At 68.8% G+C, this 22,312-nt stretch carries 19 protein-coding genes; 5 read left to right on the top strand and 14 right to left on the bottom strand.

Annotation, left to right across the window (positions count from 1 at the left end; translation table 11 throughout):
• Positions 1-28: 28 nt before the first annotated feature.
• Complete coding sequence (locus AADV74_RS03135) at positions 29-988, bottom strand: LysR family transcriptional regulator (RefSeq protein ID WP_342111722.1); 960 nt, start codon at positions 986-988, stop codon at positions 29-31.
• A 185-nt stretch (positions 989-1,173) separates the two neighbouring features.
• Here AADV74_RS03135 and AADV74_RS03130 point away from each other — a divergent pair, with 185 nt between their 5' ends.
• Positions 1,174-2,241 (top strand): aminotransferase class V-fold PLP-dependent enzyme, encoded by a 1,068-nt coding sequence (locus tag AADV74_RS03130; RefSeq protein WP_342111720.1) that lies wholly within the window; start codon positions 1,174-1,176, stop codon positions 2,239-2,241.
• 21 nt (positions 2,242-2,262) lie between these two features.
• On the opposite strand, the gene AADV74_RS03125 is transcribed toward AADV74_RS03130, so the two are convergent.
• From AADV74_RS03125 to AADV74_RS03110, 4 genes are all read right to left on the bottom strand, one after another.
• Complete coding sequence (locus AADV74_RS03125) at positions 2,263-3,033, bottom strand: fumarylacetoacetate hydrolase family protein (RefSeq protein ID WP_342111719.1); 771 nt, start codon at positions 3,031-3,033, stop codon at positions 2,263-2,265.
• Between the two features lie 95 nt (positions 3,034-3,128).
• Complete coding sequence (locus tag AADV74_RS03120) at positions 3,129-3,563, bottom strand: GNAT family acetyltransferase (RefSeq protein ID WP_342111717.1); 435 nt, start codon at positions 3,561-3,563, stop codon at positions 3,129-3,131.
• Positions 3,564-3,580: 17 nt separating this feature from the next.
• Positions 3,581-4,687 carry a branched-chain amino acid aminotransferase gene (locus AADV74_RS03115; protein ID WP_342111715.1) on the bottom strand — a complete coding sequence of 369 codons (1,107 nt, stop codon included), beginning with the start codon at positions 4,685-4,687 and terminating at the stop codon, positions 3,581-3,583.
• 24 nt (positions 4,688-4,711) lie between these two features.
• Positions 4,712-5,770: a 3-isopropylmalate dehydrogenase gene (locus tag AADV74_RS03110; RefSeq protein WP_342111714.1), complete on the bottom strand. Its 1,059-nt coding sequence runs from the start codon at positions 5,768-5,770 to the stop codon at positions 4,712-4,714.
• Positions 5,771-6,008: 238 nt separating this feature from the next.
• Between AADV74_RS03110 and AADV74_RS03105 the strand changes: the two genes are divergently transcribed.
• Positions 6,009-6,170 (top strand): hypothetical protein, encoded by a 162-nt coding sequence (locus AADV74_RS03105; protein WP_167756923.1) that lies wholly within the window; start codon positions 6,009-6,011, stop codon positions 6,168-6,170.
• Positions 6,171-6,173: 3 nt separating this feature from the next.
• Positions 6,174-6,425, top strand: coding sequence for a DUF6458 family protein (locus AADV74_RS03100; RefSeq protein ID WP_342111712.1), 252 nt, complete (start codon positions 6,174-6,176; stop codon positions 6,423-6,425).
• A 71-nt stretch (positions 6,426-6,496) separates the two neighbouring features.
• Here AADV74_RS03100 and serA read toward each other — a convergent pair whose 3' ends face one another.
• Positions 6,497-8,089: a phosphoglycerate dehydrogenase gene (gene serA, locus AADV74_RS03095; protein ID WP_342111711.1), complete on the bottom strand. Its 1,593-nt coding sequence runs from the start codon at positions 8,087-8,089 to the stop codon at positions 6,497-6,499.
• A 102-nt stretch (positions 8,090-8,191) separates the two neighbouring features.
• On the opposite strand from serA, the gene AADV74_RS03090 reads away from it, so the two are divergent.
• Positions 8,192-8,590, top strand: a complete 399-nt coding sequence (locus AADV74_RS03090; protein ID WP_342111710.1) for a DoxX family protein — start codon at positions 8,192-8,194, stop codon at positions 8,588-8,590.
• 65 nt (positions 8,591-8,655) lie between these two features.
• Here the strand turns inward: AADV74_RS03090 and AADV74_RS03085 are convergent, their stop codons facing one another.
• The 5 genes from AADV74_RS03085 to AADV74_RS03065 all read right to left on the bottom strand — a co-directional run bounded on the left by AADV74_RS03085 (position 8,656) and on the right by AADV74_RS03065 (position 14,420).
• Positions 8,656-9,039: a bacitracin resistance protein gene (locus tag AADV74_RS03085; protein WP_342111709.1), complete on the bottom strand. Its 384-nt coding sequence runs from the start codon at positions 9,037-9,039 to the stop codon at positions 8,656-8,658.
• Positions 9,036-9,551, bottom strand: coding sequence for a DNA polymerase III subunit gamma/tau (locus AADV74_RS03080; protein WP_342111707.1), 516 nt, complete (start codon positions 9,549-9,551; stop codon positions 9,036-9,038). The genes AADV74_RS03085 and AADV74_RS03080 overlap by 4 nt, the downstream gene beginning before the upstream one ends.
• A 40-nt stretch (positions 9,552-9,591) precedes the next feature.
• The gene (locus AADV74_RS03075) at positions 9,592-13,062 is read right to left on the bottom strand and encodes a lamin tail domain-containing metallophosphoesterase family protein (RefSeq protein WP_342111704.1); all 3,471 of its coding nucleotides are present in this window, start codon (positions 13,060-13,062) and stop codon (positions 9,592-9,594) included.
• An 89-nt stretch (positions 13,063-13,151) separates the two neighbouring features.
• Positions 13,152-13,880: a copper homeostasis protein CutC gene (locus AADV74_RS03070; RefSeq protein WP_342111702.1), complete on the bottom strand. Its 729-nt coding sequence runs from the start codon at positions 13,878-13,880 to the stop codon at positions 13,152-13,154.
• A gap of 135 nt (positions 13,881-14,015) precedes the next feature.
• On the bottom strand, positions 14,016-14,420 hold the full coding sequence (locus AADV74_RS03065; protein WP_342111700.1) for a hypothetical protein: 405 nt from the start codon (positions 14,418-14,420) through the stop codon (positions 14,016-14,018).
• A 44-nt stretch (positions 14,421-14,464) separates the two neighbouring features.
• Between AADV74_RS03065 and AADV74_RS03060 the strand changes: the two genes are divergently transcribed.
• Positions 14,465-18,772, top strand: coding sequence for an nSTAND1 domain-containing NTPase (locus AADV74_RS03060; RefSeq protein ID WP_342111698.1), 4,308 nt, complete (start codon positions 14,465-14,467; stop codon positions 18,770-18,772).
• Between the two features lie 121 nt (positions 18,773-18,893).
• Here AADV74_RS03060 and ilvC read toward each other — a convergent pair whose 3' ends face one another.
• Genes ilvC through AADV74_RS03045 form a run of 3 tightly spaced genes read right to left on the bottom strand, consistent with a single transcriptional unit; the run spans position 18,894 to position 22,282 of the window.
• Positions 18,894-19,922 carry a ketol-acid reductoisomerase gene (gene ilvC / locus AADV74_RS03055; protein ID WP_342111696.1) on the bottom strand — a complete coding sequence of 343 codons (1,029 nt, stop codon included), beginning with the start codon at positions 19,920-19,922 and terminating at the stop codon, positions 18,894-18,896.
• A 43-nt stretch (positions 19,923-19,965) separates the two neighbouring features.
• Positions 19,966-20,475: an acetolactate synthase small subunit gene (gene ilvN, locus AADV74_RS03050; protein WP_342111694.1), complete on the bottom strand. Its 510-nt coding sequence runs from the start codon at positions 20,473-20,475 to the stop codon at positions 19,966-19,968.
• A 4-nt stretch (positions 20,476-20,479) separates the two neighbouring features.
• Positions 20,480-22,282 carry an acetolactate synthase large subunit gene (locus tag AADV74_RS03045; RefSeq protein ID WP_342111692.1) on the bottom strand — a complete coding sequence of 601 codons (1,803 nt, stop codon included), beginning with the start codon at positions 22,280-22,282 and terminating at the stop codon, positions 20,480-20,482.
• Positions 22,283-22,312: the final 30 nt, after the last annotated feature.

The following is a 22,312-nucleotide window of genomic DNA, read 5'->3' as shown; positions in this document are numbered from 1 at the left end:
AGCCAGCGGCATCCGGTGCCAGGGCCGGTCAGCCGTCGTGGGGCTCGCCGGTCCACTCGCTGCGATCGATACCGGCCAGCACGCGCAGGCTCGCCCCTATGGCGGGAACCCTCTCGGCGCCTTCCGCGGTGACGACGTTGAGCGTGCGGTGGTCGGCGTGCGTGGTCGGGAGCGCGACGACTCCGGCCGGCAGCCGGGTCGAGGCGAGCGCCAGTCGTGGCAGGGTGGCGACGCCGAGTCCGGCCGCCACCATGCCGAGCACTGCGACGAAGTTGTCGGTCTCGTAGCCGATGCGGGGCAGGAAGCCGCTCGCAGCGCAGAGCTCGACGAGGTGGCCGCGACAGCGAGGGCAGCCGGCGATCCAGCTCTCGTCGCCGAGGGCTGCGATGTCGACGGATGCCGCAGCCGCCTGTGGATGCGACGCGGGCAGCACGACGTGCACGGGCTCGCGGCCGACCGTGCGCACCGAGAGGCCACGCGCACTCTCGCGGTGCGGGTCGTCCTGGTCTCCGGGGTAGCTGAAGGTGAGCGCGATGTCGGCGCGGTTCTCGCGCACGGCCGCGACGGCCTCGGGCGGCTCGGCCTCGAGGTAGCTGATGGCGACGGCCGGATGCCGTTCCGCCATCGCCGCGAGCAACCGCGGCACGATCGTGGCCGACGCCGAGGGGAACGCCGCGATGCGCACCCTGCCGGCGCGCAGGCCCTGGAGTTCCGCGATCTCGCCGGCAGCAGCATCCAACGCCGTCGCCACGGTCTGGGCGTGGCGCGCGAGCACGGTGCCGGCCTCGGTGAGGCGCACGGAGCGACCTGTGCGTTCGAGCACGGGCATGCCGATGCGTGCCTCGAGCCGCTTCACGTGTTGGCTGATCGCCGGCTGGCTGTAGCCGAGAGCCTCGGATGCTGCCGTGATCGAGCCGTGCTCGGCGATGGCCAGTACCGTACGCAGCGAGTGCGAATCGAGGTCGAGGTGGCTGTCGATGGTGGCCATGGTGTCGTCTCCAGTCCTGCGCTATCGCATTCACGACGCGCGGGCGTTGCTTCAGGCGCGTGGCGAAGATTCGGCAGCGCTCCGACGAACCGCGACGAAGTCCCGGCAAAAGCATAACCGTGCGTTATGGATGGCAGTACTCATCTGCGATTGTCGAATGGGAATGGGCGGCGCACGATGGAGGCATGACAGCCGTCGCGACCCGACTCTCTCCCGCAGACGCCCATTCCCGGTTCGCCGCCGGCCGCGGCTATCTAGCTGCCTGCACGCTCGGTCTGCCGACACTCGCGACCAGCGCCGCCATGCGCACCGACGCCGAGAGCTGGGCCCGAGGCCAGGCCTGCGCCGTCGAGTACACGGCGGTCGTCGAACGCACCCGCGAGTCGTACGCCGGCCTCGTCGGCGTGGGCTCCGGCCGCGTGGCGATCGGGTCGCAGACCTCCGCGATGGCCGCCGTCATAGCCGCGAGCGTACCCGACGGCGCCGAGGTGCTCTGCGTCGACGGCGACTTCAGTTCGATCGTGTTCCCGTTCCTCAGCCAGGCCCACCGCGGCGTCTCAGTGCGCAGCGTTCCGCTCGCAGAGCTGGCGGCATCCGTCACCGATGACACGTGGCTCGTCGCGTTCTCGCTCGTGCAGTCGGCGACGGGCGCGGTGGCGGATGCCGCGGCCGTCGTCGCGGCGGCACGCGCGCATGGCGCCCGCACCCTGTGCGACACCACGCAGGCCGTAGGTTGGATGCCGGTGGACGCCGCGCTCTTCGACGCCACGATCTGCCACGGCTACAAGTGGCTCTGCGCGCCGCGCGGGGCCGCCTTCCTCACCATCTCGGCTGCGTTCGCCGCGGAGGTCATCCCGACTCAGACCGGCTGGTACGCCGGCGTCGATCCGTGGGCGTCGTGCTACGGACCGACCATGACTCTCGCCGGCGACGCCAGGCGCTTCGACGTCTCCCCTGCCTGGCCCGTGTGGGTGGGCGCCGAGGCCGCCGTCGCGCTGTTCGCCGAGCTCGACCTCGAGGCTGTGCGCGCCCGGGTGACCGGGCTGGCGGCTGCATTCACCGACGGCCTCGGACTCGAGCACCGGCCCGGTCAGGGGATCATCACCTGGCCGGACGTCGACGGTCGCGATCTCGCCCGGCTCACGGCATCCGGGATCACCGCGTCGGGCCGGAACGGATGCGCCCGAGTCGCCTTCCACCTCTGGAACGACGAGCAGGATGTGGCCGACGCGCTCGCGGCGCTGGGTCGCTGAGCTCGGGACGATGGGCACGCGTCAGCCGCGCGGGCGCACCACGGGGTTGGTCAGGATGCCGAGCCCGGTGATCTCGACCTCGACGGTGTCACCGTTCTCGATCGGGCCGACGCCCGCCGGGGTGCCGGTCAGGATGATGTCGCCGGGCAGCAGCGTGAACACGCTCGAGGCGTAGGCGATGATCGTCTCGACGTCGTGCACCATGTCGGTGAGCGGCGCCTGCTGCTTCACCACGCCGTTCACGCGCGTGACGATCTCGGCCGACGGGAAGTCGAACTCGGTGTCGACGATGGGGCCGATCGGGCAGAAGGAGTCGAAGCCCTTCGCGCGGGTCCACTGGCCGTCGGACTTCTGCAGGTCGCGTGCGGTCACGTCGTTGGCGATGGTGAAGCCGAAGACGTGCTCCATCGCCTTCTCCTCGGTCACGTTCTTGGTGATGGTGCCGATGACGATGGCGAGCTCGCCCTCGAACTCGACCCGGGCGCTCTGCTTCGGGAGCACGATGTAGTCGCCGGGGCCAGACACCGAGGTGTTGGGCTTCAGGAACAGCAGCGGCTCCTCGGGAACCGCCGTGCCCATCTCCGTGGCGTGGTCGCGGTAGTTCTTGCCGACGCCGACCACCTTCGAGCGCGGGATCGACGGAGCAAGCAGGGTGGCGTCGGCGATCGGCACGCGCTCCCCCGTGGTGTCGTAGCCGGCGAACATCGGGTCTCCCGTCAACACCACCAGGTCGTCGTCGTCGACGATTCCGAAGGCGATGCGATTGTCGTGGCTGAACCGTGCGATCTTCATGCCTCAACGCTACCGGCAGCGCACGGAGCCGCACGAATGCGATTCGAGCGACAGATGCCGCGGCCAGCGCCGTGCGCACACCCGGCCCTTCGGCCTCAGTCGTCGGCGATCAGGCGCTTGCCGAGGCTCACGGCGTTGTCGGGCGCGTAGCCGATGGCCTCGTAGAACCCCAGCGCGGCTGCGTTCGTCCCGCGCACCTGCAGGTTGAGTTTGGGGCATCCGCGGGCCGTCAGCATCCGTTCCGCCTCCAACACGAGCCGGCGACCGTGGCCTCGCCCCTGCTCCGCAGGGTCGACGGCGAGATAGTTCATCCATCCGCGGTGGCCGTCGTAGCCGATCATCACCGACGCCACGACACGGGCGGCGCGTTCCCCCACGAGGAACAGCTCCGGCTGCTCCGCGAGCTTGCGCTCGATGTCGCGGTACGGGTCGTTCCACGGCACGACGAGCCCGCAGGTACGCCAGAGCGCGACGACGGTCTCGGCGTCGTCGCGCTGGAACGCACGCAGCTGCAGTTCGGCGTCAGTCACGCGGCGCTCACTCAGGCTCACGCGTCGAGACGCACCAGCCAGCCGTGGCGGTCCTCGACACGGCCGTACTGGATGCCCGTCAGCTCCTCGCGGAGCGACAGGGCGAGCTCCTCGGCCTGCGGACCGTTGTGCACGATCTCGAAGTCCTCGCCGAGCAGGCGGCCGATGGGCACGATCACCGCGGCGGTGCCGCAGGCGAAGGCTCCGACGATGTCGCCGGATGCCGCACCGTCACGCCACTCGTCGAGAGTGACCTTGCGCTGCTCGATCAGGTGGCCGCGGTCCGCGGCCAGGCGCAGAACGGAATCGCGCGTGATGCCCTCGAGGATCGACTCCGACTCCGGCGTGATGAGAGTGCCGTCCTTGCGCACCAGCACGATGTTCATGCCGCCGAGCTCCTCGAGGTAGGTGCCCTCGTCGAGGAACAGCACCTGCTGGCAACCGTGCTCGTACGCCTCGGCCTGCGGCAGCAGGCTCGACGCGTAGTTGCCGCCGGTCTTCGCCGCGCCGGTTCCGCCCTTGCTGGCGCGGGCGTACTCGCTCGAGAGCCAGATGTTGACGGGCTGCACTCCCCCGCTGAAGTACGCGCCGGCCGGGCTGGCGATCAGGTAGTAGGCCACCTTCTTCGCCGGGCGCACGCCGAGGAAGGCCTCCTTGGCGAACATGAACGGACGCAGGTACAGGCTGGTCTCCGGCGCCGTCGGCACCCAGTCGCCGTCGACGGCGATCAGCTGCTTGAGTGAGGCGATGAAGTGCTCGGACGGCAGCTCGGGCAGGGCGAGGCGGTGCGCCGAGCGCTGCATGCGCGCGGCATTCTCGTAGGGGCGGAATGTCCAGATCGAGCCGTCAGCGTGGCGGTATGCCTTGAGACCCTCGAAGATCTCCTGGGCGTAGTGCAGCACGGCGGCGGCCGGGTCGAGTTGGATGGGGCCATAGGGCGAGACGCGCGGTCGGTGCCAGCCGCCGCGCTCCGACCAGCACACGTCGACCATGTGGTCGGTGAAGTGATTGCCGAAGCCGGGGTCGGCGAGAATCGCCTCGCGCTCCTCGGGAGCGACGGGGGTGTCGTTGCGCACGGTCTGCCAGATGAGGCTCTGGCTTGCGAGGGGAAGCTGGATCGTCATGGGCTGCTCTTTCTTCGAGTACGTCTAGTGTGCGCGAATCCGGTCGGAGATCGCAGTGCCGATCTCCGAGGTCGACCTGGATGCCTCGCCGCGTTCGGCGATGTCGGCCGCGACGGCCGCCTGCACTCGTGCCGCGGCATCCCTGAGCCCGAGGTGATCGAGCAGGAGTGCAACGGAGAGGATGGCGGCAGTCGGGTCGGCGATGCCCTTCCCGGCGATGTCAGGCGCGGAACCGTGCACCGGCTCGAACATGCTGGGGAATCGGCCATCCGGGTTGATGTTGCCGGAGGCTGCGAGGCCGATGCCGCCGCTGATCGCGGCCGCAAGATCGGTGAGGATGTCGCCGAAGAGGTTGTCCGTGACGATGACGTCGAATCTAGCAGGGTTCGTGACGAGGAAGATCGTGGCGGCATCGACGTGGAGGTAGTCGACGGTGACGTCGGGGAACTCGGCGGCGACCTCGTCGACGACACGCTTCCAGATGCCGCCGGCGAAGACGAGGACGTTGGTCTTGTGCACCAGGGTGAGGTGCTTTCGCGGGCGAGCGGATGCCACTCCGAATGCGTGCCGCACCACGCGTTCGACGCCGTAGGCCGTGTTGACCGACACCTCGTTGGCGACCTCGTGCACCGTGCCCTGGCGGATCGAGCCGCCGTTGCCCACGTAGGGCCCCTCTGTGCCCTCACGCACGACGACGAAGTCGATGGGTCCGGGGTCGGCCAGGGGGCTCGAGACGCCGGGATGCAGCACCGACGGGCGCAGGTTCACATAGTGGTCGAGTGAGAACCGCAGCTTCAGCAGCAATCCGCGCTCGATGTTCGCACCGGCCAGACGCGGGTCGCCGGGGGTGCCGCCGACCGCTCCGAGAAGGATGGCATCGTGGCTCGAGATCGCCGCGAGATCATCGTCGGTGAGGGTGTCGCCGGTCTCGAGGTAGCGGGCGGCTCCCAGCGAGAACGAGGTCTTCTCGAAGGCGACGTCGCCGCCATCCGTCACGGCATCGAGAACCTTGAGGCCTTCGGTGACGACTTCGGGCCCGATGCCGTCGCCGGGGATGACGGCCAGGGAGATGACACGCGACATTTCGCTCCTCGCAAGCGGTGAAAAGGTGTCATTCCAGCGTAGTCGCCGGTTCGGGCGGCGCAGAGCACGGGCGATCACAGATCCGCCACGCCCGCAATCCTCTACCCTCGAGGGCCGATGCTGAGTAATGTCGGGTCTTGCCCCGAACAGGGGGCGATGCGTCGAGCATCCTGCGGGCGGAGGTCATCTCCGACCGTGATTCGTCGCAGAATCGGAATCCCGACGAAAGGATCCACCAATGAACCTCCTCTTCATCATCATCATCGTCGTCGCCGTCGTGCTCGCCATCCTCGGCGGCCTGAACAGCGCGCTCAGCTGGCTCCTCTGGGTCGGCATCATCCTCGCCGTGATCGCGATCATCGCCTGGCTCATCCGGGTGGTCTCGGGAAACAAGGGCTGACCTATGAGCATCGGTCTCGGCATCTTCCTCATCGCCGTCGGGGCGATCCTCGTCTGGGCGCTCAACGTCGAAGTCGAATGGATCAACCTCGACATGGTGGGCTATGTGCTCATGATCGCCGGGGTCGTCGTCGTGATCATCGGACTCGTTCTGATGTTCCGTCGCCGCCAGTCGACGTCGGTAACCGCAACGTCGGTCGACCCGGCGAACGGCAGCCAGGTCACGCGCAACGAGAGCTCGACACCCGAGCTGTAGCGCATCACCTCGCACGAACACGAAGGCCCCGGATGATGCATCCGGGGCCTTCGTGTCGTCGGAGTCGAGCGCTACTCGGTGATGTCGATCTCGATCATGACGTCGGCGGCGATGGCGTCGCGCACGGCCGCGAGGATCTCGGCGGGAACCGGCGAGTCGACGGTGAGCACGCTGAGCGCCTGGCCGCCGGCGGTGTGCCGGGCGATCTGCATGCCGGCGATGTTGATGCCGGCGTCGCCGAACTCGCGACCGTAGACCGCGACGATGCCGGGGCGGTCGGTGTACTGCATGACGATCAGGTTCTTCGCGATCGGCACCTCGACGTCGTAGCCGTTGATCTCGACGATCTTCTCGGTCTGCTTGGTTCCGGTGAGGGTTCCCGAGACCGAGACCTGGGTGCCGTCGGCGAGGGCACCGCGGAGGGTGATGACGTTGCGGTACTCCTCGGAGACGGCGTCGGTGATCAGGCGCACGCCGATGCCGCGCTGCTCGGCGAGCAGCGGCGCGTTGACGTAGGAGACGGTCTCGCTGACGACGTTGGTGAACACGCCCTTGAGGGCTGCGAGCTTCAACACGCTCACGTCGTAGTCGGCGAGCTCGCCGCGCACCTCGACGTCGACGCTGGTGAGGGGGCTCGCGTGCGCGAGACCCGAGAACACCTGGCCGAGCTTCTTGAGCAGCGGGATGCCCGGGCGCACGTACGGGTCGATGACGCCGCCGGCGACGTTGACGGCATCCGGGACCAGCTCGCCAGCGAGAGCGAGGCGCACCGACTTGGCCACGGACACACCGGCCTTCTCCTGCGCCTCGTCTGTCGACGCGCCGAGGTGCGGGGTGACGACGACATTGGGCAGGGCGAGCAGCGGCGAGTCCTTCGGGGGCTCGCTCACGAACACGTCGAGGCCGGCGCCGGCGATCTCACCGGCGACGAGGGCCTCGTGCAGGGCTGCCTCATCGATGAGACCGCCACGTGCGACGTTGACCACGTAGGCCGTCTTCTTCATCTTCTTCAGCTGCTCGGTGCTGATCATGCCCGTGGTCTCCGGCGTCTTCGGCATGTGGATGGTGATGAAGTCGGACTGCTCGAGGAGCTCGTCGAGGCTCACGGGCTGCACGCCGAGCTGCTGGGCGCGGGCACTTGTGATGTAGGGGTCGTAGGCGATCACGTTCGTGCCGAAGGCCTGCAGGCGGGCCGTGATGAGCGCGCCGATGCGGCCGAGACCAATGATGCCGACGGTCTTCTCGTAGAGCTCGGTTCCGGTGTAGGCCGACCGCTTCCACTGGCCCTGGGCGAGGGCGTTGTGCGCCGCCGGGATGTGGCGTGCGAGGCTCAGGATGTGACCGACCGTGAGCTCGGCCGCCGAGATGATGTTGGAGGTCGGAGCATTCACGACCATGACGCCGGCCGTGGTGGCCGCCTTGATGTCGACGTTGTCGAGGCCGACGCCGGCGCGGGCGATGACCTGCAGCTTCGGCGCGGCTGCGATGGCCTCTGCATCAACCTGGGTGGCACTGCGCACGAGGATCGCGTTCGCGTCGGCGAGGGCGGCGAAGAGCGCGGGGCGATCCGTTCCGTCGACCTGGCGCACGTCGAAGTCTGGACCGAGGGCATCGATCGTGGCGGGCGAGAGGATTTCAGCGATCAGCACGACCGGCTTTGACACGACGAATCGATTCCTTTGCAGCAGAGGGGAGGATGCGCGTCGCCGTCACTGGGACGCAATCATGTGAAACTCTAGCCGAGGCCGCATAGCCGAGAGGAATTCATGACGACGGACGACATCTTCGAGATCGCCCAGTGGGTGGTGCGCATCCTGCTCGCCATCGTCTTCGTCGGAATGGGCGTCAATCACTTCCGACGCGGCCCCGCGAAGATCATGGCGAAGATGATCCCGCCCCGGATGCGACGCGATGGGCCGCTGAGCCCGATCAACCTGGTGCGCTTCACCGGCGTGTGCGAGATCGCCGGCGGCGTCGGCCTGCTGATCCCCGCCACGCAGTTCGCGGCCGGCATCCTGCTGGCGATCTTCCTCGTCGCCGTCTTCCCGGCGAACGTCTACGCAGCGCGTCATCCGGAGACCTTCCGGTCGCTGTCGATCCCCCTGGTTCCTCGCCTCATCGCCCAGGTCGTGCTGATCGGGCTGTGCATCTTCGCCGCCGTGTGACGACGGGTGGATGCCGCGGCTCGGGTCATGGCCGGGCTCCGACCGCCGGGCTCCGACCGTCGGGGTCAGCCGAGCGGGATCCAGCGGGCGAACGCGGCGATGATGTCGAGGCTCAGCACGGCCGAGAGGCCGAGCCCCACGGCGTAGAACGCGACCTGGGCCAGCGGACCCCGGTTGCGTCCCAGTGTGAAGGCGATCGCGAACAGCACGAGCGGCAGCACGAGACCGAGAACGAGCAGCATCCAGCCGAACCCGTTGATCGAGCTGTCGAGCTGGTTGGCGAAGTCGGAGATGCCGATGAGGTTGCCGAGCGCCTCGAAGACGTCGTAGGCGTAGAACAGGCCGAACAGCACGGCCAGGGTCACCGCGAGCCAGAGCGGGGTGCGCGGCCGGGTGCCGGCATCCGTACCCACCGTCGAGACGGCATTCAGGTCGTCGGATGCGGTCATGATGCCACCCCCGTTCCGAGCAGGAACGGCAACGGAACGAGCAGCACGACTCCCGCGAACAGCCAGAGCAGACGCGTGCGCGGACGACCGCCGGTGAGCCAGAGGGTCACGCCGAACCACAGGGGCACCGCGAGGATGGCGAACCAGGTGCCGAGCATGAACATGAACTGGGCGACGGGGTCGATGGTTCCCGTCGACATGCGCGTCGCGACCACTCCCCATCCGATCATGTAGATGAGGTAGATGCCGCCGAGCACCCCGAGCGTGATGAGGGTGGCCGAACCGCTCTGGGCGGGGCCGTCGTCGGTGTCGGCTGCATCCGTCGCGGCATCCGGCTGCCTCACGCGTCCCGGCTCGCCGACCGGTGTCCATCCTGCGGGAAGGTCGGCTCCGGCTGGCGCTTCCGGATTGGCGGATCCACCCGCCGCCACGGCGTCGGCATCCCTCGCCACGAGCGTCGGATCGTCGTCGCCCGCCCAGTTGAGAGCGTCGTCGTCGCGTGCTGCAGCCATGCTCCCAGACTACCGGGGGGCCGATCGCCGCTCGGCGGCCTCAGCCGGTTGGAGCCGCCGTGATCGACGCCGTCTGCACGAGCTTCGGGAACTGGAAGGTCATCGGCACCTGGAACTCGTCGTCGATGGACGTGTAGCGGTCCTGCAGGCCGTCGGCCACGATGCGCCAGGGGCGGGCGTTCGACCCCGACACGGTGGACCCGTTGTCGGGCACGAACTGCTCGTAGTCGTAGGGATAGCTCGCATGCGCACCCAGCCGCAGGGAGAAGGTGTCGACGGCGATGGCGCCGCCGTCGAGGTCGAGCTGCAGCAGGCGCTGGAAGCCCGTGGCCCGCTCGCCGGTGTGGGTGCGGAACTCCTGATAGTCCGCCACGAGCTCCACGACAGTGTGACCCGCGATGCCCCCGGCGTTCTCGGTGGTGATCTGCCCGAGCCCGTGGAAGTGGCCGGAGAGCACGAGCAGCACGTTGCGGTTCGGGGCCACGATCCGGTCCCAGAGGTCACCACCTCGCGAGACCCAGCGGGAGCCCGTCGATCGACCGGCGCCGATCTCGGCGGTCTTCGGGGTGACGTGCTCGTGGGTGGAGATGATCACGTTGTGGTCGGGGTGAGATGCCACGACCTGCTCCGCCCAGGCGAGCTCCCTCTCGCCGAAGGCGTAGGGAAGGCTCAGCATCAGGAATCTGGCGCCGTCGTGCTCGAAGGTGTTGAAGTTCGCGCTGTTGTCGCCCGGGGCGATGGATCCGCCGTAGGTCGCTGTCGCGGAGTAGCGCTCGGGCGGGAAGTACTCGTTGAACAGCTCGTTGCTCACGCCGCGCTTGTTGTCGTGGTTGCCCGGCAGGACGCTGTTCGGCACGCCGGCTGTGTCGAGGATGCCCTGGATGGCCGAGGCCCGCGCGAACTCGCGCCGGGCCCGCCGCTCGTTCTGGTCGGGGTCGACCCAGTTCTGCACCAGGTCGCCCGTGTGCGTGGCGAAGGCGATCTTGCGGGCCTGGGCGTTCAAGGCGATCCAGCTGACGAGACCGGTGTAGACGTCGGGATAGGCCTCGGTGAGGTACTGCGTGTCGGTGACGTGGCTGATCGCGAGGTCATAGTCGTCGGGATGCTCGAAGTCGCCCGTGACGCCTGTGCTGAGCGTGCGCTCGGTGCGCTGGCCGTTCTGCACGAGCACCTCGACTCCACCGTCGATCACCTCGTCGGCGGTCGGTGTGCCGGTGAGGGTGAGGGTGCCGTCGGCGTCGGCGGTGGCGCTTGCGACTCCGGCGTCGAGCAGGCGCCAGCTAGCCGACGCCTCATTCCACACCGAGAGCTGCAGCTCATTGCGGCCGACGGTGCTGCCGGCCCAGGTGATGGCGTCGCCGGGCGCGAGGGTCGCCGCATCGAGCACCAGCCGCAGGTACGGGAAGTCGTAGGCGTCGTCGGCGGCGGTGAGTTCCGTGGTCTCCCGTGCATCGAGCGGACGCTCCGCATCGCCGACTCGCGTCGTGAGGCCACCGGCGACGCTGAGGCCTGCGTAGGCCGCCAGCACCTCGACGCTGCGGCCGTCGGCGTTCTCGGCCGTCAAGGGCTCAGGCACCGTCTCGGCCTCGGGCTCGGCGGCGATGGCAGCGCTCGACAGGCTCGCGACATCCGCCACCGTCGGATCGACCCACTGATGCTCATCGAGCTCGCCCGGGGTCGCCGGTGCCGTGACGAAGTCGTCGGCATCGACGCCGGTGAACCTCGTGCGCTGGTACGTCTCGGTGAGCAATCGGTCGGGCTCGAAGGTGATGAGGGAGAGGCCTTTCGTGCACGGGCTCGGACGCTCGGTGCTGTGGTCCATCTCGTTGGCGTGGTAGACGCCGACGCTGTCGACGCGCTCGCCTGCGGCATCCGCCACCCAGACGCCGCTGCCCAGGAAGTCGAATGCCGTGGCGTAGCGCGCGTCGGCCGTCGCGGCCAGCGGGGTTCCGTCGGCGGCGGCGAGCCAGGTCTGGCCGGGGTGCAGAATCGTGCCGTCGGCGATGCGGGCCTGGTCCTCGCGCGCCCGCAGTCCGTCGGCCTCGCAGCGCGCGATGCTCCAGCCGCTCAGATCGACGGACTCGTCGCCGTAGTTCGCCAGCTCGACGAAGTTGCGCTGCACGCTGCCTGCCGGCATGCCCTCGGTCGACGGGTCGGTCGCGAACTCGCTGATCGCCACCGACGCCCGCTGCGGATAGTCGAACGGCCCCCGGAACACACTCTCCTCCTCGGTCGCGTTGGCCGTGCCCGGGGTGCGTGGCGCGATCACGAAGTCGGCGAGCAGACCACCGGTGTCGGCGATGCGCTGCCACGACTCCCCCGCCCTGTAGTCGAGCTCGGCGGGCAGCTTGGCGTCGCCGTCCTGGCAGGCGGAGTCCGGATGCGGCGAGACCGTCACGCCGTCGACCCTCGTGCCGTCGGGAGTCGTGAGCAGTGCGCCGAAACTCGAGTCGGAGAAGGAGGTCGAATAGCGCAGGGCGACGGATGCCTCCCCCTCGGCGGGCACGTAGTCCTCGTTCGCGATCGTCAGCAGTCCACCCGGCGCCACTCGGGTGTCCTCCGGGAGGACGATCTGACGACTGCTCGCGGTGAGCCGTCCGCTCACCGTGCAGCGGAACAGCTGCCAGCCGGCGAGGTCGAGGGTCGCCTCGCCCTCGTTGCGCAGCTCGACGAAGTCGTCGGAGCGGGATGCCGGGCCGGCCGCCGCGAGCTCGTTGATGACGATGGACCGAGCTGCGGCATCCGGAACCGTCGTGCCCTCGGAATCGTTGAGCTCATTCGGCGCATCCGGCGCGTTCTGCGCCCCCGGCGTCGCCCGCGCCCGCTGGAAGTCGTCCGTCACGACACCGGTGGCGGCGACCCGCTGCCAGCTCTCGCCGAGCGCTGCAGCGAGGCTGTTCGGCAGGTTCGCGCCGTTCGAGCACTCACTCGTGGTCGGCCAGGGCTGATTCGGGAAGACCCCGACGGAATCGACGCGGTCCCCGGCGGCATCCTCGAGGTAGAGCCCGAAGCCGAGCGCCGCGAACGGCTGGGTGAACTGCGCATCGACAGGCGCGCCGTCGAGATGAGCCCCCACGCGGGCGGCGGTGAAGATCTCCCCCGGCGCGAGGGTGATTCCGTCGAGATCGGTCTCCGCCCGCCCCGCGTTCGCACGCAGGCCCTGAGCGCTGCAGCGGTACACCCCCCAGCCGCTCAGGTCGACGGCGGACGTTCCGACGTTGCGCAGCTCGAAGAAGCTGTCGGAGTCGGATGCCGGCCCACCCGCCGCGAGTTCGTTGATCACGACGGAACCGCCGACGACGAGGTCGTCCGTGCGCGGCTGCAGACTCGGTGATCGGTTCGATGTCGAACCGGCCGCGGCGCTCCCGATCCCCTCGAGTCGCGCCTGCGCACCGTGCGCCTCGACCGAGGTGCTGCCCATCGCGGCAACGAGCACCGTGATGACGGCGCCGGCGAGAACGGTGGCGAAGCCTGTGGCGATGATCCGGAAAGGTCGTGCCTCGTGCGTCACACGCGCAGACTCCCGCGCCGATCTGAACGGAACCGATCAGGAGCCGGTGTGTCGGGTGAACAGCCGACGACGGCAGATGCCGGGCTGGATCAGCTGTGCGCGGAGCGAGCTGCCTCGACGGCTGCGCGCACGAGGGCGCGGTCGGTCACGTCGAAGCCGGCCGCTCCCCCGCCCGGACCGCTGGCTCCGCCGCGCTCGGTGCGGCCGCGGGCCGAGAGGTGCACGGCGTCGACGCCTGCCGCGACGAACACCGCGATGTCGTCGACTCGCACGCCGCCGCCCGCCATGACCTGCACGGCGCCGGCGCTCGCGTCCCGCATCCGTTCCAGCACTGATGCCCCGGCCCGGCAGTCGGCAGCTCCTCCGGAGCTCAGTACGCGTGTCACACCGAGGTCGCCGAGTGGGCGCAGCGCAGCCACGGCGTCGGGCGCTGCGTCGATGACCCGGTGCACTGTCACCGTCATGCCGTCGGATGCCTCGACGAACCGCGCGATCGCCGTCTCGTCGAGGGTGCCGTCGGCGTGCGCGGCGCCGACGACGACGCCATCGGCGCCGGCCGCGAAAACCGCGCGGATGTCACGCTCGATCACGGCGAGCTCGTCCTCGTCGTAGACGAAGCCGCCGCCGCGCGGACGCACCAGAACGTGAACGAAGTCGGTGACCCGCGCCTCAGCGGCGGCGGCCACTGCCGCCTCGACGAGCCCGATCGACGGCGTGAGGCCGCCCAGGTCGAGCGCGATGCACAGCTCGATGCGGTCGGCGCCCTCCTCGAGGGCGATGCGGACGCCAGCGAGGTCCTGCACGGCGATCTCGATCACACATCCGCTCATCTGGCCAGTCCCTCCCGCCCGCAGCGGCCCGTTCCTGGTCGGGACGGGCCGCTGATGGTCGAGATTACCGCACCTCGATCGGCCGGCAGACGCGGAGCCGATCGTGCGGCGCGGGTCTGTCGATCAGTGGCCTGTGATGCGCATTCGACGCTCGACCTGGTCGGGATAGTCGCGAATTGCTGAAGGTCCCGTGATCTCCGGAGCGGGTGTCGGCGTGGCGCACGCGTCCAGACCGGCTCGTCGTTCGGCGAGGTCACGATAGGCGGCGACTGCCGGCGCTTCGAGTTCCGCCCGGCGCTCGGCAAGATCGCGGTAGACGCCGCCACTGCCCGATAGATCCACAGAGGAATCGCCTCGATCCCGCGTCATGTCGGGAGCCGCGCACCCGGCGAGAAGAAGTCCTGCAGCGACGACGAGGGCGCAGCCGGCACGGTGATGGGTGTTCTTTGCGATGTCCATGACTGCACCATGCGACGCAGTGGTATCCGATGCGTCACCCTTCGGTATCCGATCGGTATCCACTGGCATCCGGCGTCGTTGACACCGGGGTCGTGGGCGCTCACACTGCAGGTGTGGAGATCCACGTGCTCGGTGACGTCGTCGCCAGCAATGGAAGGCTCAGCCCACGCGAGCGTTCCGTGCTCGGCGTTCTGACGCTCCGCCACGGGAGCGCTGTTCCTCCATCAGAACTCGCCGACGCACTGTGGGGCGACGATCCGCCGCCGACGTGGTCGAAGCAGGTTCAGATCTCGATAGCCCGAATCCGGCGGGTTCTCGGCACTACCGCCGTCACCACCACTCCGTCCGGCTACAGGCTCGACGTCGATCCCGACGCGATCGACGCGGTGCGCTTCGAAAGCCTCGTCGGCAGCGCACGGAGCCACGTCGACGACGGCGACCCCGCCAGGGCGATCGATGCCATCGACCGCGCATTCAGTCTCTGGCGCGGCACCCCGTACTCGGATCTGAGCGAGTGGCCTCCGGCGATCGACGAGGCCGTGCGCTTGAGTGAGATCCGATCCACGGCCGAGGAGGATGCGATCGAGGCGCGGCTCGCCGATGGCGACATCCACTCCGTCATTCCGGATGCGGAACGACTCGTCCGAACCCGGCCTCTTCGCGAGCACCGTTGGGGTCTCCTCGCGATGACGCTGTACCGGAGCGGTCGACAAGCCGACGCTCTCGCCACCCTGCGTGAGGCCCGCTCCCGCCTCGGGGAGGAGCTCGGAATCGAACCGGGTGACGAACTCTCTTCGCTTGAGGGTGCCATTCTTCATCAGGACGCGTCGCTGCAGCCTCCACCCAGTCGAGCGCGATCAAGCGCCGAGTGCCCATATCGCGGGTTGCACCCTTTCGGAGTGGAGAACGAGGAGGACTTCTTCGGGCGTGACGCCGACGTCGAGGCTGCGCTGGCCCGACTCGGCAGGTCGCGCTTCCTCGCCGTCTCGGGCGCCTCGGGCAGTGGCAAATCCTCGCTCGTGCGCGCCGGCGTGGTTCCCGCCCTCCAGCGGCGCGGCAACCGCGTCCTTATCCTCACGCCGGAGCACGACCTCGACGCGCGGATCCGCGGGGCCACGTGGTCCGGGCGCACCGACGTCGTGGTCGTGGACCAATTCGAGGAGGTGTTCCACGCCGGCGAGGCCGACGTCGATGCGGCCGCTCGCGCCATCGCCGAGGCGGCGGTGACGGGCACGACCGTCGTCCTCGTCGTGCGCTCCGACTTCCTCGACGACTGCGCCGCGCACCCCGACCTGGCGCCCCTCGTCGCCGAGGGAGTCCATCTCGTCGGCCCGATGGCATCCCCCGCCCTGCGCGAGGCCATCGAGGGGCCCGCCCGGCGCGCCGGGCTCCGCCTCGAGTCGGGGCTCGTCGAACTCATCCTCCGGGATGCCGCAGGCGACGCCGGGGCACTCCCGCACCTGTCCCACGCGCTCGTCGAGACGTGGCTCCGCCGGGAGGGGGCGACGCTGACGGTCGCCGGCTACGAGGCCTCCGGCGGGATCTCGGGCGCGATCGCCCAGTCGGCCGACCGCCTGTATCAGTCGATGGACCCCGACCAACGCGTGACGTGCCGCTGGCTCCTCTTGCGACTGGTGGCGCTCGGACCCGACGGAAGCGCCGTCCGGCGCCGGGTGCCGTCCAAGGCGCTCCGAGCGAATGCCGCGCGAGGGCAGGTGCTCTCGATGCTCGCCCGATCGAGGCTCGTGAGCGCCCAGGCCGACTCTGTCGAGGTAGCACACGAGTCGCTCGCGACGGCGTGGCCGCGTCTCCGGGCGTGGCTCGAGGAGGACGCCGAGGGCACGCGCATCCTCACGGCGGTGGCGGCGGCCGCGGAGGCGTGGAGCGCCGCGGGTCATCCGGAGGACGATCTGCTTCGCGGCGTGCGCCTGCAGGCGGCCGTCGAATGGCGCGAGGCGGCGTCTCGGGACCTGACGGACATCGAGTGGGCCTTCCTCGACGCCTCCGCCGCCCGCGCTACGGCGGAGCGCGAGCAGCTCGAGGCGCGCACGCGGCAGGACCGGCGCCAGAACCGGCAGCTGAGAGTGCTCCTCGGAGTCGCGGGCGGACTCATCGTGCTGCTCGCCGGCGCCGGCTCGGTGGCGGTGGTGTCCTCCCAGGAGGCCAGCGCGCAGCGTGACAGCGCCACGCTCGCCGCGCTCGTCGCCACATCGCTTGCGCTGCAGACGTCGGAGCGCGATGTCTCCGCCCTCCTCGCCGCCGAGGCGTACCGCCGGTGGCCCGACGACCCGCGCACACGCTCGGGACTCATGAGCGTGCTTCAGGGGTCAGGGGGATTCCTCGGGACCGCCACCCTGGCGACGAGCGGGAGCATTTATGGAAGCCTCATCCCGGGCACGGACGACGTCTTCGTCGTCACGACCGCCGGGGATGCCGGAATCCGCAATGCCGGAACCGGAGACGTTCGACAGGAACTGGACCTCGGGTTCGATCCCGGTCCGGACACTCCCCCACCGCTCGTCGGGGTGAGCAGCGACGGTCGGATCGGAGCCGTTCTGTGGTCGGCTGACACGCAGTCCGACCACCGATCTTCTGTGGAAGTATCGACGCGCTCCGACCTGGTGATGTTCGATCTCGAAAGCGCAGAGCGCATTGGGGGTCCGACGCGGATCGACGTCGGAACGGGTGCGCTCGCCGTCAATGCCGACGGTTCGATCATCGCGGTCGCCGACTACCGTAATGGTGCTGTGACGCTCGTGTCGACCTCCTCCGGGCAAACGCGCGATATCCCCGAAGAGACGACCACCGCGCTCCTGTTCCCGACCATCTACCCCCATGCCGCCGCGCTCGTGTTCGACAGCCGAGGGCGACTTCTGGTCGGGCGCCTCGACGACCGCGTGGACGTCATCGATCCGGGGTCGGCGACGATCTCGGCGAGCATGGCCGTGCCCGCATCGTCTGCCCACGCCGCCATTGCCGCCGGCGACTCCGGACTCGTGATCGCGTCGGGGGACTTGAGTCTGGTGGCGTTGGAACCCGACACGCACCAGGTGCTGTGGTCGACGGGCTTCGGGGCATCGGCGGAAGCGTGCAATTGGATCGCGCTGTCGGAGTCGAAGCAACGCGTCTACTGCGGGAGCCGCTTCGGGCGGATCAGAGCCTTCGACCTCGCGGACGGCGCGCCGATTCCCGCCGAAGACATCGGCCCCATCTACGGCGACATCGGGAGGATCAACGTGAGCGCCGACGGCGCGGTCCTGACGGCCATCAGCGGCAGCCAGCCGATCATCTCCCGATGGCACCTCGACGGGATCGGACTTGGCCGTCGGCTCGTCGCTCGCGACCACATGCTGGCCGGACCGTATTCGTACGAGGGCTCATCCGTCGCCACGGCCCCCTTCGCCGCCTCCACATTCCCCTTCACGATCGACGCCGGGTTCACAGGGAGTCCGATCCTGGAAGACGTCGTCGTCGTGGACACGGCGACCGGCGCCGTGACGTATCGATACGACGAGCCGGTGAGTGATGTCGGCTGGGCGCGAGACGGACGGCTCTATGCACGGGTGAACGGGACCGGGGGTTTTCGCATCGTCGATGCGGACAGCGGGAAGGAGGTGGGGGAACTCATCCCGGCCGAAAGTCTCTGGCCCTCCGCCGGCGGTGCGAGGCTACACGCGGTGCTCTCCGACGGCTCGGTCCAGGACTTCGATCCGCTGACCGGAGACGCGGACGGTAAGCCGTGGCGAGTCGAAGGATATCCATTCTGGATCTCGGTCGCACCCGAGGGACACCGGATCGCCGTGACCCACGGCGAAAAGCACGGAGGAACGATCGACGACACGTCGACGAGCGATCAACAAACCAGGCGTCTGGCGATCCTGTCCGCGGAGGATCATCGCCTCCTGTACGACGAGCCCACGGAGGTCGAAGACCACGTCATGATCGCCGACGGCGAGCTCGTCGGCATGGAAGTCACCAGCATGGGCCGGTACGACACGGATCCGCTCACTCAGATCGGGACCTTCCCCGGGGCGGCGGGCGGCCTCGAGAACCCGTCGCTGAGTCGCGACGCCAGTACCCTGCTGGTGACGGCGGACGACGGAAACGTGACGCTCTACGACACGGCGACGGGTATCCGAGTCGGCGAACCGTTCAGGACCGACGACCGACCCCTCTCTCAGGCCGCGCTCGGTGGCGATGGCGTACCGATCGAGATCTCGATGCCAGACGGCGTCGTCCGTCCCGATGGCCTCGAGATGGCCCTCTCGATGCCCGAAGGCGTTATGGTCTGGGACATCGATCCCGAGCACCAGTTCGAGTTCGCCTGCCGGATCGCTGGCCGTGATCTCACCGAGGACGAGTGGACGACCTACCTGAGCGCTCTAGGGCCCTATCGATCGACGTGCGGGTTCAGCGACTGACCGCGCACCGCTCCGCCGTTTGAAGGCAAACGCCCGCGATGTGAAGGCAAAGCGACGGGGAGGCCCGGAAATCCGGGCATCCCCGTCGGAGATGCCTTCAAACGGAAGCGGAGACCGTGCGTTAGCGCGCGACCTCGCCATCCACGTAGTCGTCGTCGTTCGACGCGTTCCATGCGAACAGCTTGCGCAGCTCGCGGCCGGTGGCCTCGATGGGGTGAGCCTCGCCCTTGGCGCGGAGCTCGAGGAACTCGGGGGCTCCGGCGTCCTGGTCCGCGATGAAGCGCTCGGCGAAGGCGCCAGACTGGATGTCGGCGAGAACGGCCTGCATGTTCTCCTTGACGCTCGGGTCGATGACGCGGGGGCCCGAGACGTAGTCGCCGTACTCGGCCGTGTCGGAGACGCTCCAGCGCTGCTTGGCGATGCCGCCCTCCCACATGAGGTCGACGATGAGCTTGAGCTCGTGCAGCACCTCGAAGTAGGCGACCTGCGGCTGGTAGCCGGCCTCGGTCAGGGTCTCGAAGCCGTACTGGACGAGCTGCGAGACACCGCCGCAGAGAACGGCCTGCTCACCGAACAGGTCGGTCTCGGTCTCCTCGGTGAAGGTGGTCTTGATGCCGCCGGCGCGGAGGCCTCCGATGGCCTTCGCGTAGCTGAGCGTCGTCGGCCAGGCGTTGCCGGTGGCGTCCTTCTCGACGGCCACGATGACGGGAACGCCACGGCCGGCCTCGTACTCGCGACGCACGGTGTGGCCCGGTCCCTTGGGAGCGACCATGATCACGTCGACGCCCTCGGGAGCCTCGATGTAGCCGAAGCGGATGTTGAAGCCGTGGCCGAAGACGAGGGTCTTGCCGTCGGCCAGGTTGTCCTTGATGGACTCGGCGTAGATGTGACGCTGGAACTGGTCGGGCGCGAGGATGACGATGACGTCGGCCCAGGATGCCGCCTCGGCGACGCTCAGCACGCGGAAGCCGGCCTCTTCGGCCTTCGGCTTCGACTTCGAGCCGTCCTTGAGTCCGATGACGACCTCGACGCCGGAGTCGCGGAGGTTCTGCGCGTGTGCGTGACCCTGCGAGCCGTAGCCGACCACGGCGACCTTCTTGCCCTGGATGATCGCCAGGTCGGCGTCCTTGTCGTAGTAGATCTCAGCCATTGGTGTTTCTCTCCTTGTGTTCGTACAGCTAGTTCGTGAAGCGCTAGTTCTTGAAGACGCGTTCGGTGATGGACTTCGAGCCGCGCCCGATGGCGAGGAGGCCCGACTGGGCCAGTTCCTTGATGCCGTAGGGCTCGAGCACCTTGAGGAAGGCGCTGGTCTTGCCGGAGTCGCCGGTGACCTCGATGACGAGGGCGTCCGTCGCCACGTCGACCACGCGGGCCCGAAAAAGGTTGACGGCCTCGAGCACCTGCGAGCGGGTCGTGTTGTCGACGCGGACCTTGATGAGCAGGTGCTCGCGCTGCACCGACTGCGAGGTGTCGAGCTCGACGATCTTGATCACGTTGATCAGCTTGTTGAGCTGCTTCGTGACCTGCTCGAGCGGGAGGTCCTCGACGTCGACGACGACGGTGATGCGCGACAGGCCGTCGATCTCGCTCTTGCCGACGGCGAGGCTCTCGATGTTGAAGCCACGACGGGCGAAGAGGCCGGCGACGCGGGTCAGAAGACCGGGCTTGTCCTCCACGAGGAGGGACAGGACGTGGGTGCTCATGGTCTTACGCCTCCTCGTCGAATGCGGGGCTGTGGTCGCGGGCGTACTGCACGTAGTTGTTCGAGACGCCCTGCGGCACCATCGGCCAGACCATGGAGTCGCGGCTCACGACGAAGTCGATGACGACGGGGCGATCATTCGTCTCCAGCGCCAGCTTGATGGCCGCATCCACGTCCTCCTCCTTCGTGACACGGATGCCGAGAGCCCCGTAGGCCTCGGCCAGTTTCACGAAGTCGGGAACGCGGATGGTGTCGGCACCGGTGTTCAGGTCGGTGTTCGAGTAGCGGCCCTCGTAGAACAGGGTCTGCCACTGGCGCACCATGCCGAGCGACGAGTTGTTGATGATCGCGACCTTGATCGGGATGTCGTTGATCGTGCAGGTCGCGAGCTCCTGATTGGTCATCTGGAAGCATCCGTCGCCGTCGATAGCCCACACGTGGCGATCGGGCTGGGCCACCTTGGCGCCCATGGCGGCAGGAACCGCGTAGCCCATGGTGCCGGCGCCTCCCGAGTTCAGCCAGGAGTTGGGGCGCTCGTACTTGATGAACTGCGCCGCCCACATCTGGTGCTGGCCGACGCCGGCGGCGTAGACGCCCTCCGGTCCGGTGAGCTCGCCGATGCGGCTGATGACGTACTGCGGTGCGAGAGCGCCGTCGGTGGTCGGGGCGTAACCGAGCGGGAACTCGGTGCGAAGGCCATCGAGGTACTCCCACCACTCCTTGATGTCAGCGGGAGCATCGCGCACGGCCTCGCTGTACGCGGCGGTGAGGTCGACGATCACGTCGCGCGCGTCGCCCACGATGGGAACGTCGGCCACGCGGATCTTCGAGATCTCGGCCGGGTCGACGTCGACGTGCACGACCTTGGCGTTCGGTGCGAACAGCGACGCCTTGCCGGTCACGCGGTCGTCGAAGCGTGCTCCGAGCGAGATGAGCAGGTCGGCCTCCTGCAGTGCGAGCACGGCGGGAACCGTGCCGTGCATGCCGGGCATGCCGAGGTGCTGCGGGTGCGAGTCGGGGAACGCGCCACGGGCCATGAGCGTCGTGACGACGGGGGCGCCGGTGGTCTCGGCGAGGGCGAGGAGCTCCTCGGATGCCTTCGACCTGATGACTCCGCCACCCACGTACAGCACGGGCTTCTTCGCCTCGGCGAAGAGCTGGGCCGCGGCGTGGATCTGCTTGCCGTGCGCCTTCATGACCGGACGGTAGCCGGGCAGGTCGACCTTGGGCGGCCAGATGAACGGCACCGTCGCCTGCTGGGCGTCCTTGGTGATGTCGACGAGCACCGGGCCGGGGCGGCCCGTCGTGGCGATGTGCATCGCCGCGGCGATCGTCGACGGGATGTCCGTGGCATCCGTCACCAGGAAGGAGTGCTTGGTGATCGGCATCGTGATGCCCACGATGTCGGCCTCCTGGAAGGCATCCGTTCCCATGAGGGTCGAGAAGACCTGGCCGGTGATGGCCAGAACCGGCACCGAGTCCATGTGGGCGTCGGCGATGGCCGTGACGAGGTTCGTCGCTCCCGGGCCCGAGGTGGCGATGCAGACGCCGAGCTTGTTGCTCGACGATGCGTAGCCCTCGGCCGCGTGGCCGGCACCCTGCTCGTGCCGCACGAGGATGTGGCGGAGCTTGGTGGAGTCCATCAACGGGTCGTAGACCGGGAGGATGGCGCCGCCGGGCAGACCGAAGACGTCGGTGATGCCGAGCAGCTCGAGCGTGCGGACGACGGCCTGGGCCCCGGTCAGCAGTTCAGGCCCCTTCTGAGAGGGGGCAGCGGGCGATGGCACGGGGAAGGTTTCCGTGGACATGCGTGTGTGGTCCCTTGATTGCGTATGGAT

The sequence above is a fragment of the Leifsonia stereocauli genome, assembly GCF_038432415.1.
GTDB lineage: Bacteria > Actinomycetota > Actinomycetes > Actinomycetales > Microbacteriaceae > Orlajensenia > Orlajensenia stereocauli.
This window is presented reverse-complemented; position numbering and strand designations above follow the sequence as displayed.

Excerpts from the sequence above, each read along its gene's own strand:
- AADV74_RS03135 (WP_342111722.1), bottom strand. The coding sequence starts at position 988 with ATGGCCACCATCGACAGCCACCTCGACCTCGATTCGCACTCGCTGCGT.
- AADV74_RS03130 (WP_342111720.1), top strand. The coding sequence starts at position 1,174 with ATGACAGCCGTCGCGACCCGACTCTCTCCCGCAGACGCCCATTCCCGG.
- AADV74_RS03125 (WP_342111719.1), bottom strand. The coding sequence starts at position 3,033 with ATGAAGATCGCACGGTTCAGCCACGACAATCGCATCGCCTTCGGAATC.
- AADV74_RS03115 (WP_342111715.1), bottom strand. The coding sequence starts at position 4,687 with ATGACGATCCAGCTTCCCCTCGCAAGCCAGAGCCTCATCTGGCAGACC.
- AADV74_RS03110 (WP_342111714.1), bottom strand. The coding sequence starts at position 5,770 with ATGTCGCGTGTCATCTCCCTGGCCGTCATCCCCGGCGACGGCATCGGG.
- AADV74_RS03105 (WP_167756923.1), top strand. The coding sequence starts at position 6,009 with ATGAACCTCCTCTTCATCATCATCATCGTCGTCGCCGTCGTGCTCGCC.
- AADV74_RS03100 (WP_342111712.1), top strand. The coding sequence starts at position 6,174 with ATGAGCATCGGTCTCGGCATCTTCCTCATCGCCGTCGGGGCGATCCTC.
- AADV74_RS03090 (WP_342111710.1), top strand. The coding sequence starts at position 8,192 with ATGACGACGGACGACATCTTCGAGATCGCCCAGTGGGTGGTGCGCATC.
- AADV74_RS03085 (WP_342111709.1), bottom strand. The coding sequence starts at position 9,039 with ATGACCGCATCCGACGACCTGAATGCCGTCTCGACGGTGGGTACGGAT.
- AADV74_RS03080 (WP_342111707.1), bottom strand. The coding sequence starts at position 9,551 with ATGGCTGCAGCACGCGACGACGACGCTCTCAACTGGGCGGGCGACGAC.
- AADV74_RS03065 (WP_342111700.1), bottom strand. The coding sequence starts at position 14,420 with ATGCCAGTGGATACCGATCGGATACCGAAGGGTGACGCATCGGATACC.
- ilvC (WP_342111696.1), bottom strand. The coding sequence starts at position 19,922 with ATGGCTGAGATCTACTACGACAAGGACGCCGACCTGGCGATCATCCAG.
- ilvN (WP_342111694.1), bottom strand. The coding sequence starts at position 20,475 with ATGAGCACCCACGTCCTGTCCCTCCTCGTGGAGGACAAGCCCGGTCTT.
- AADV74_RS03045 (WP_342111692.1), bottom strand. The coding sequence starts at position 22,282 with ATGTCCACGGAAACCTTCCCCGTGCCATCGCCCGCTGCCCCCTCTCAG.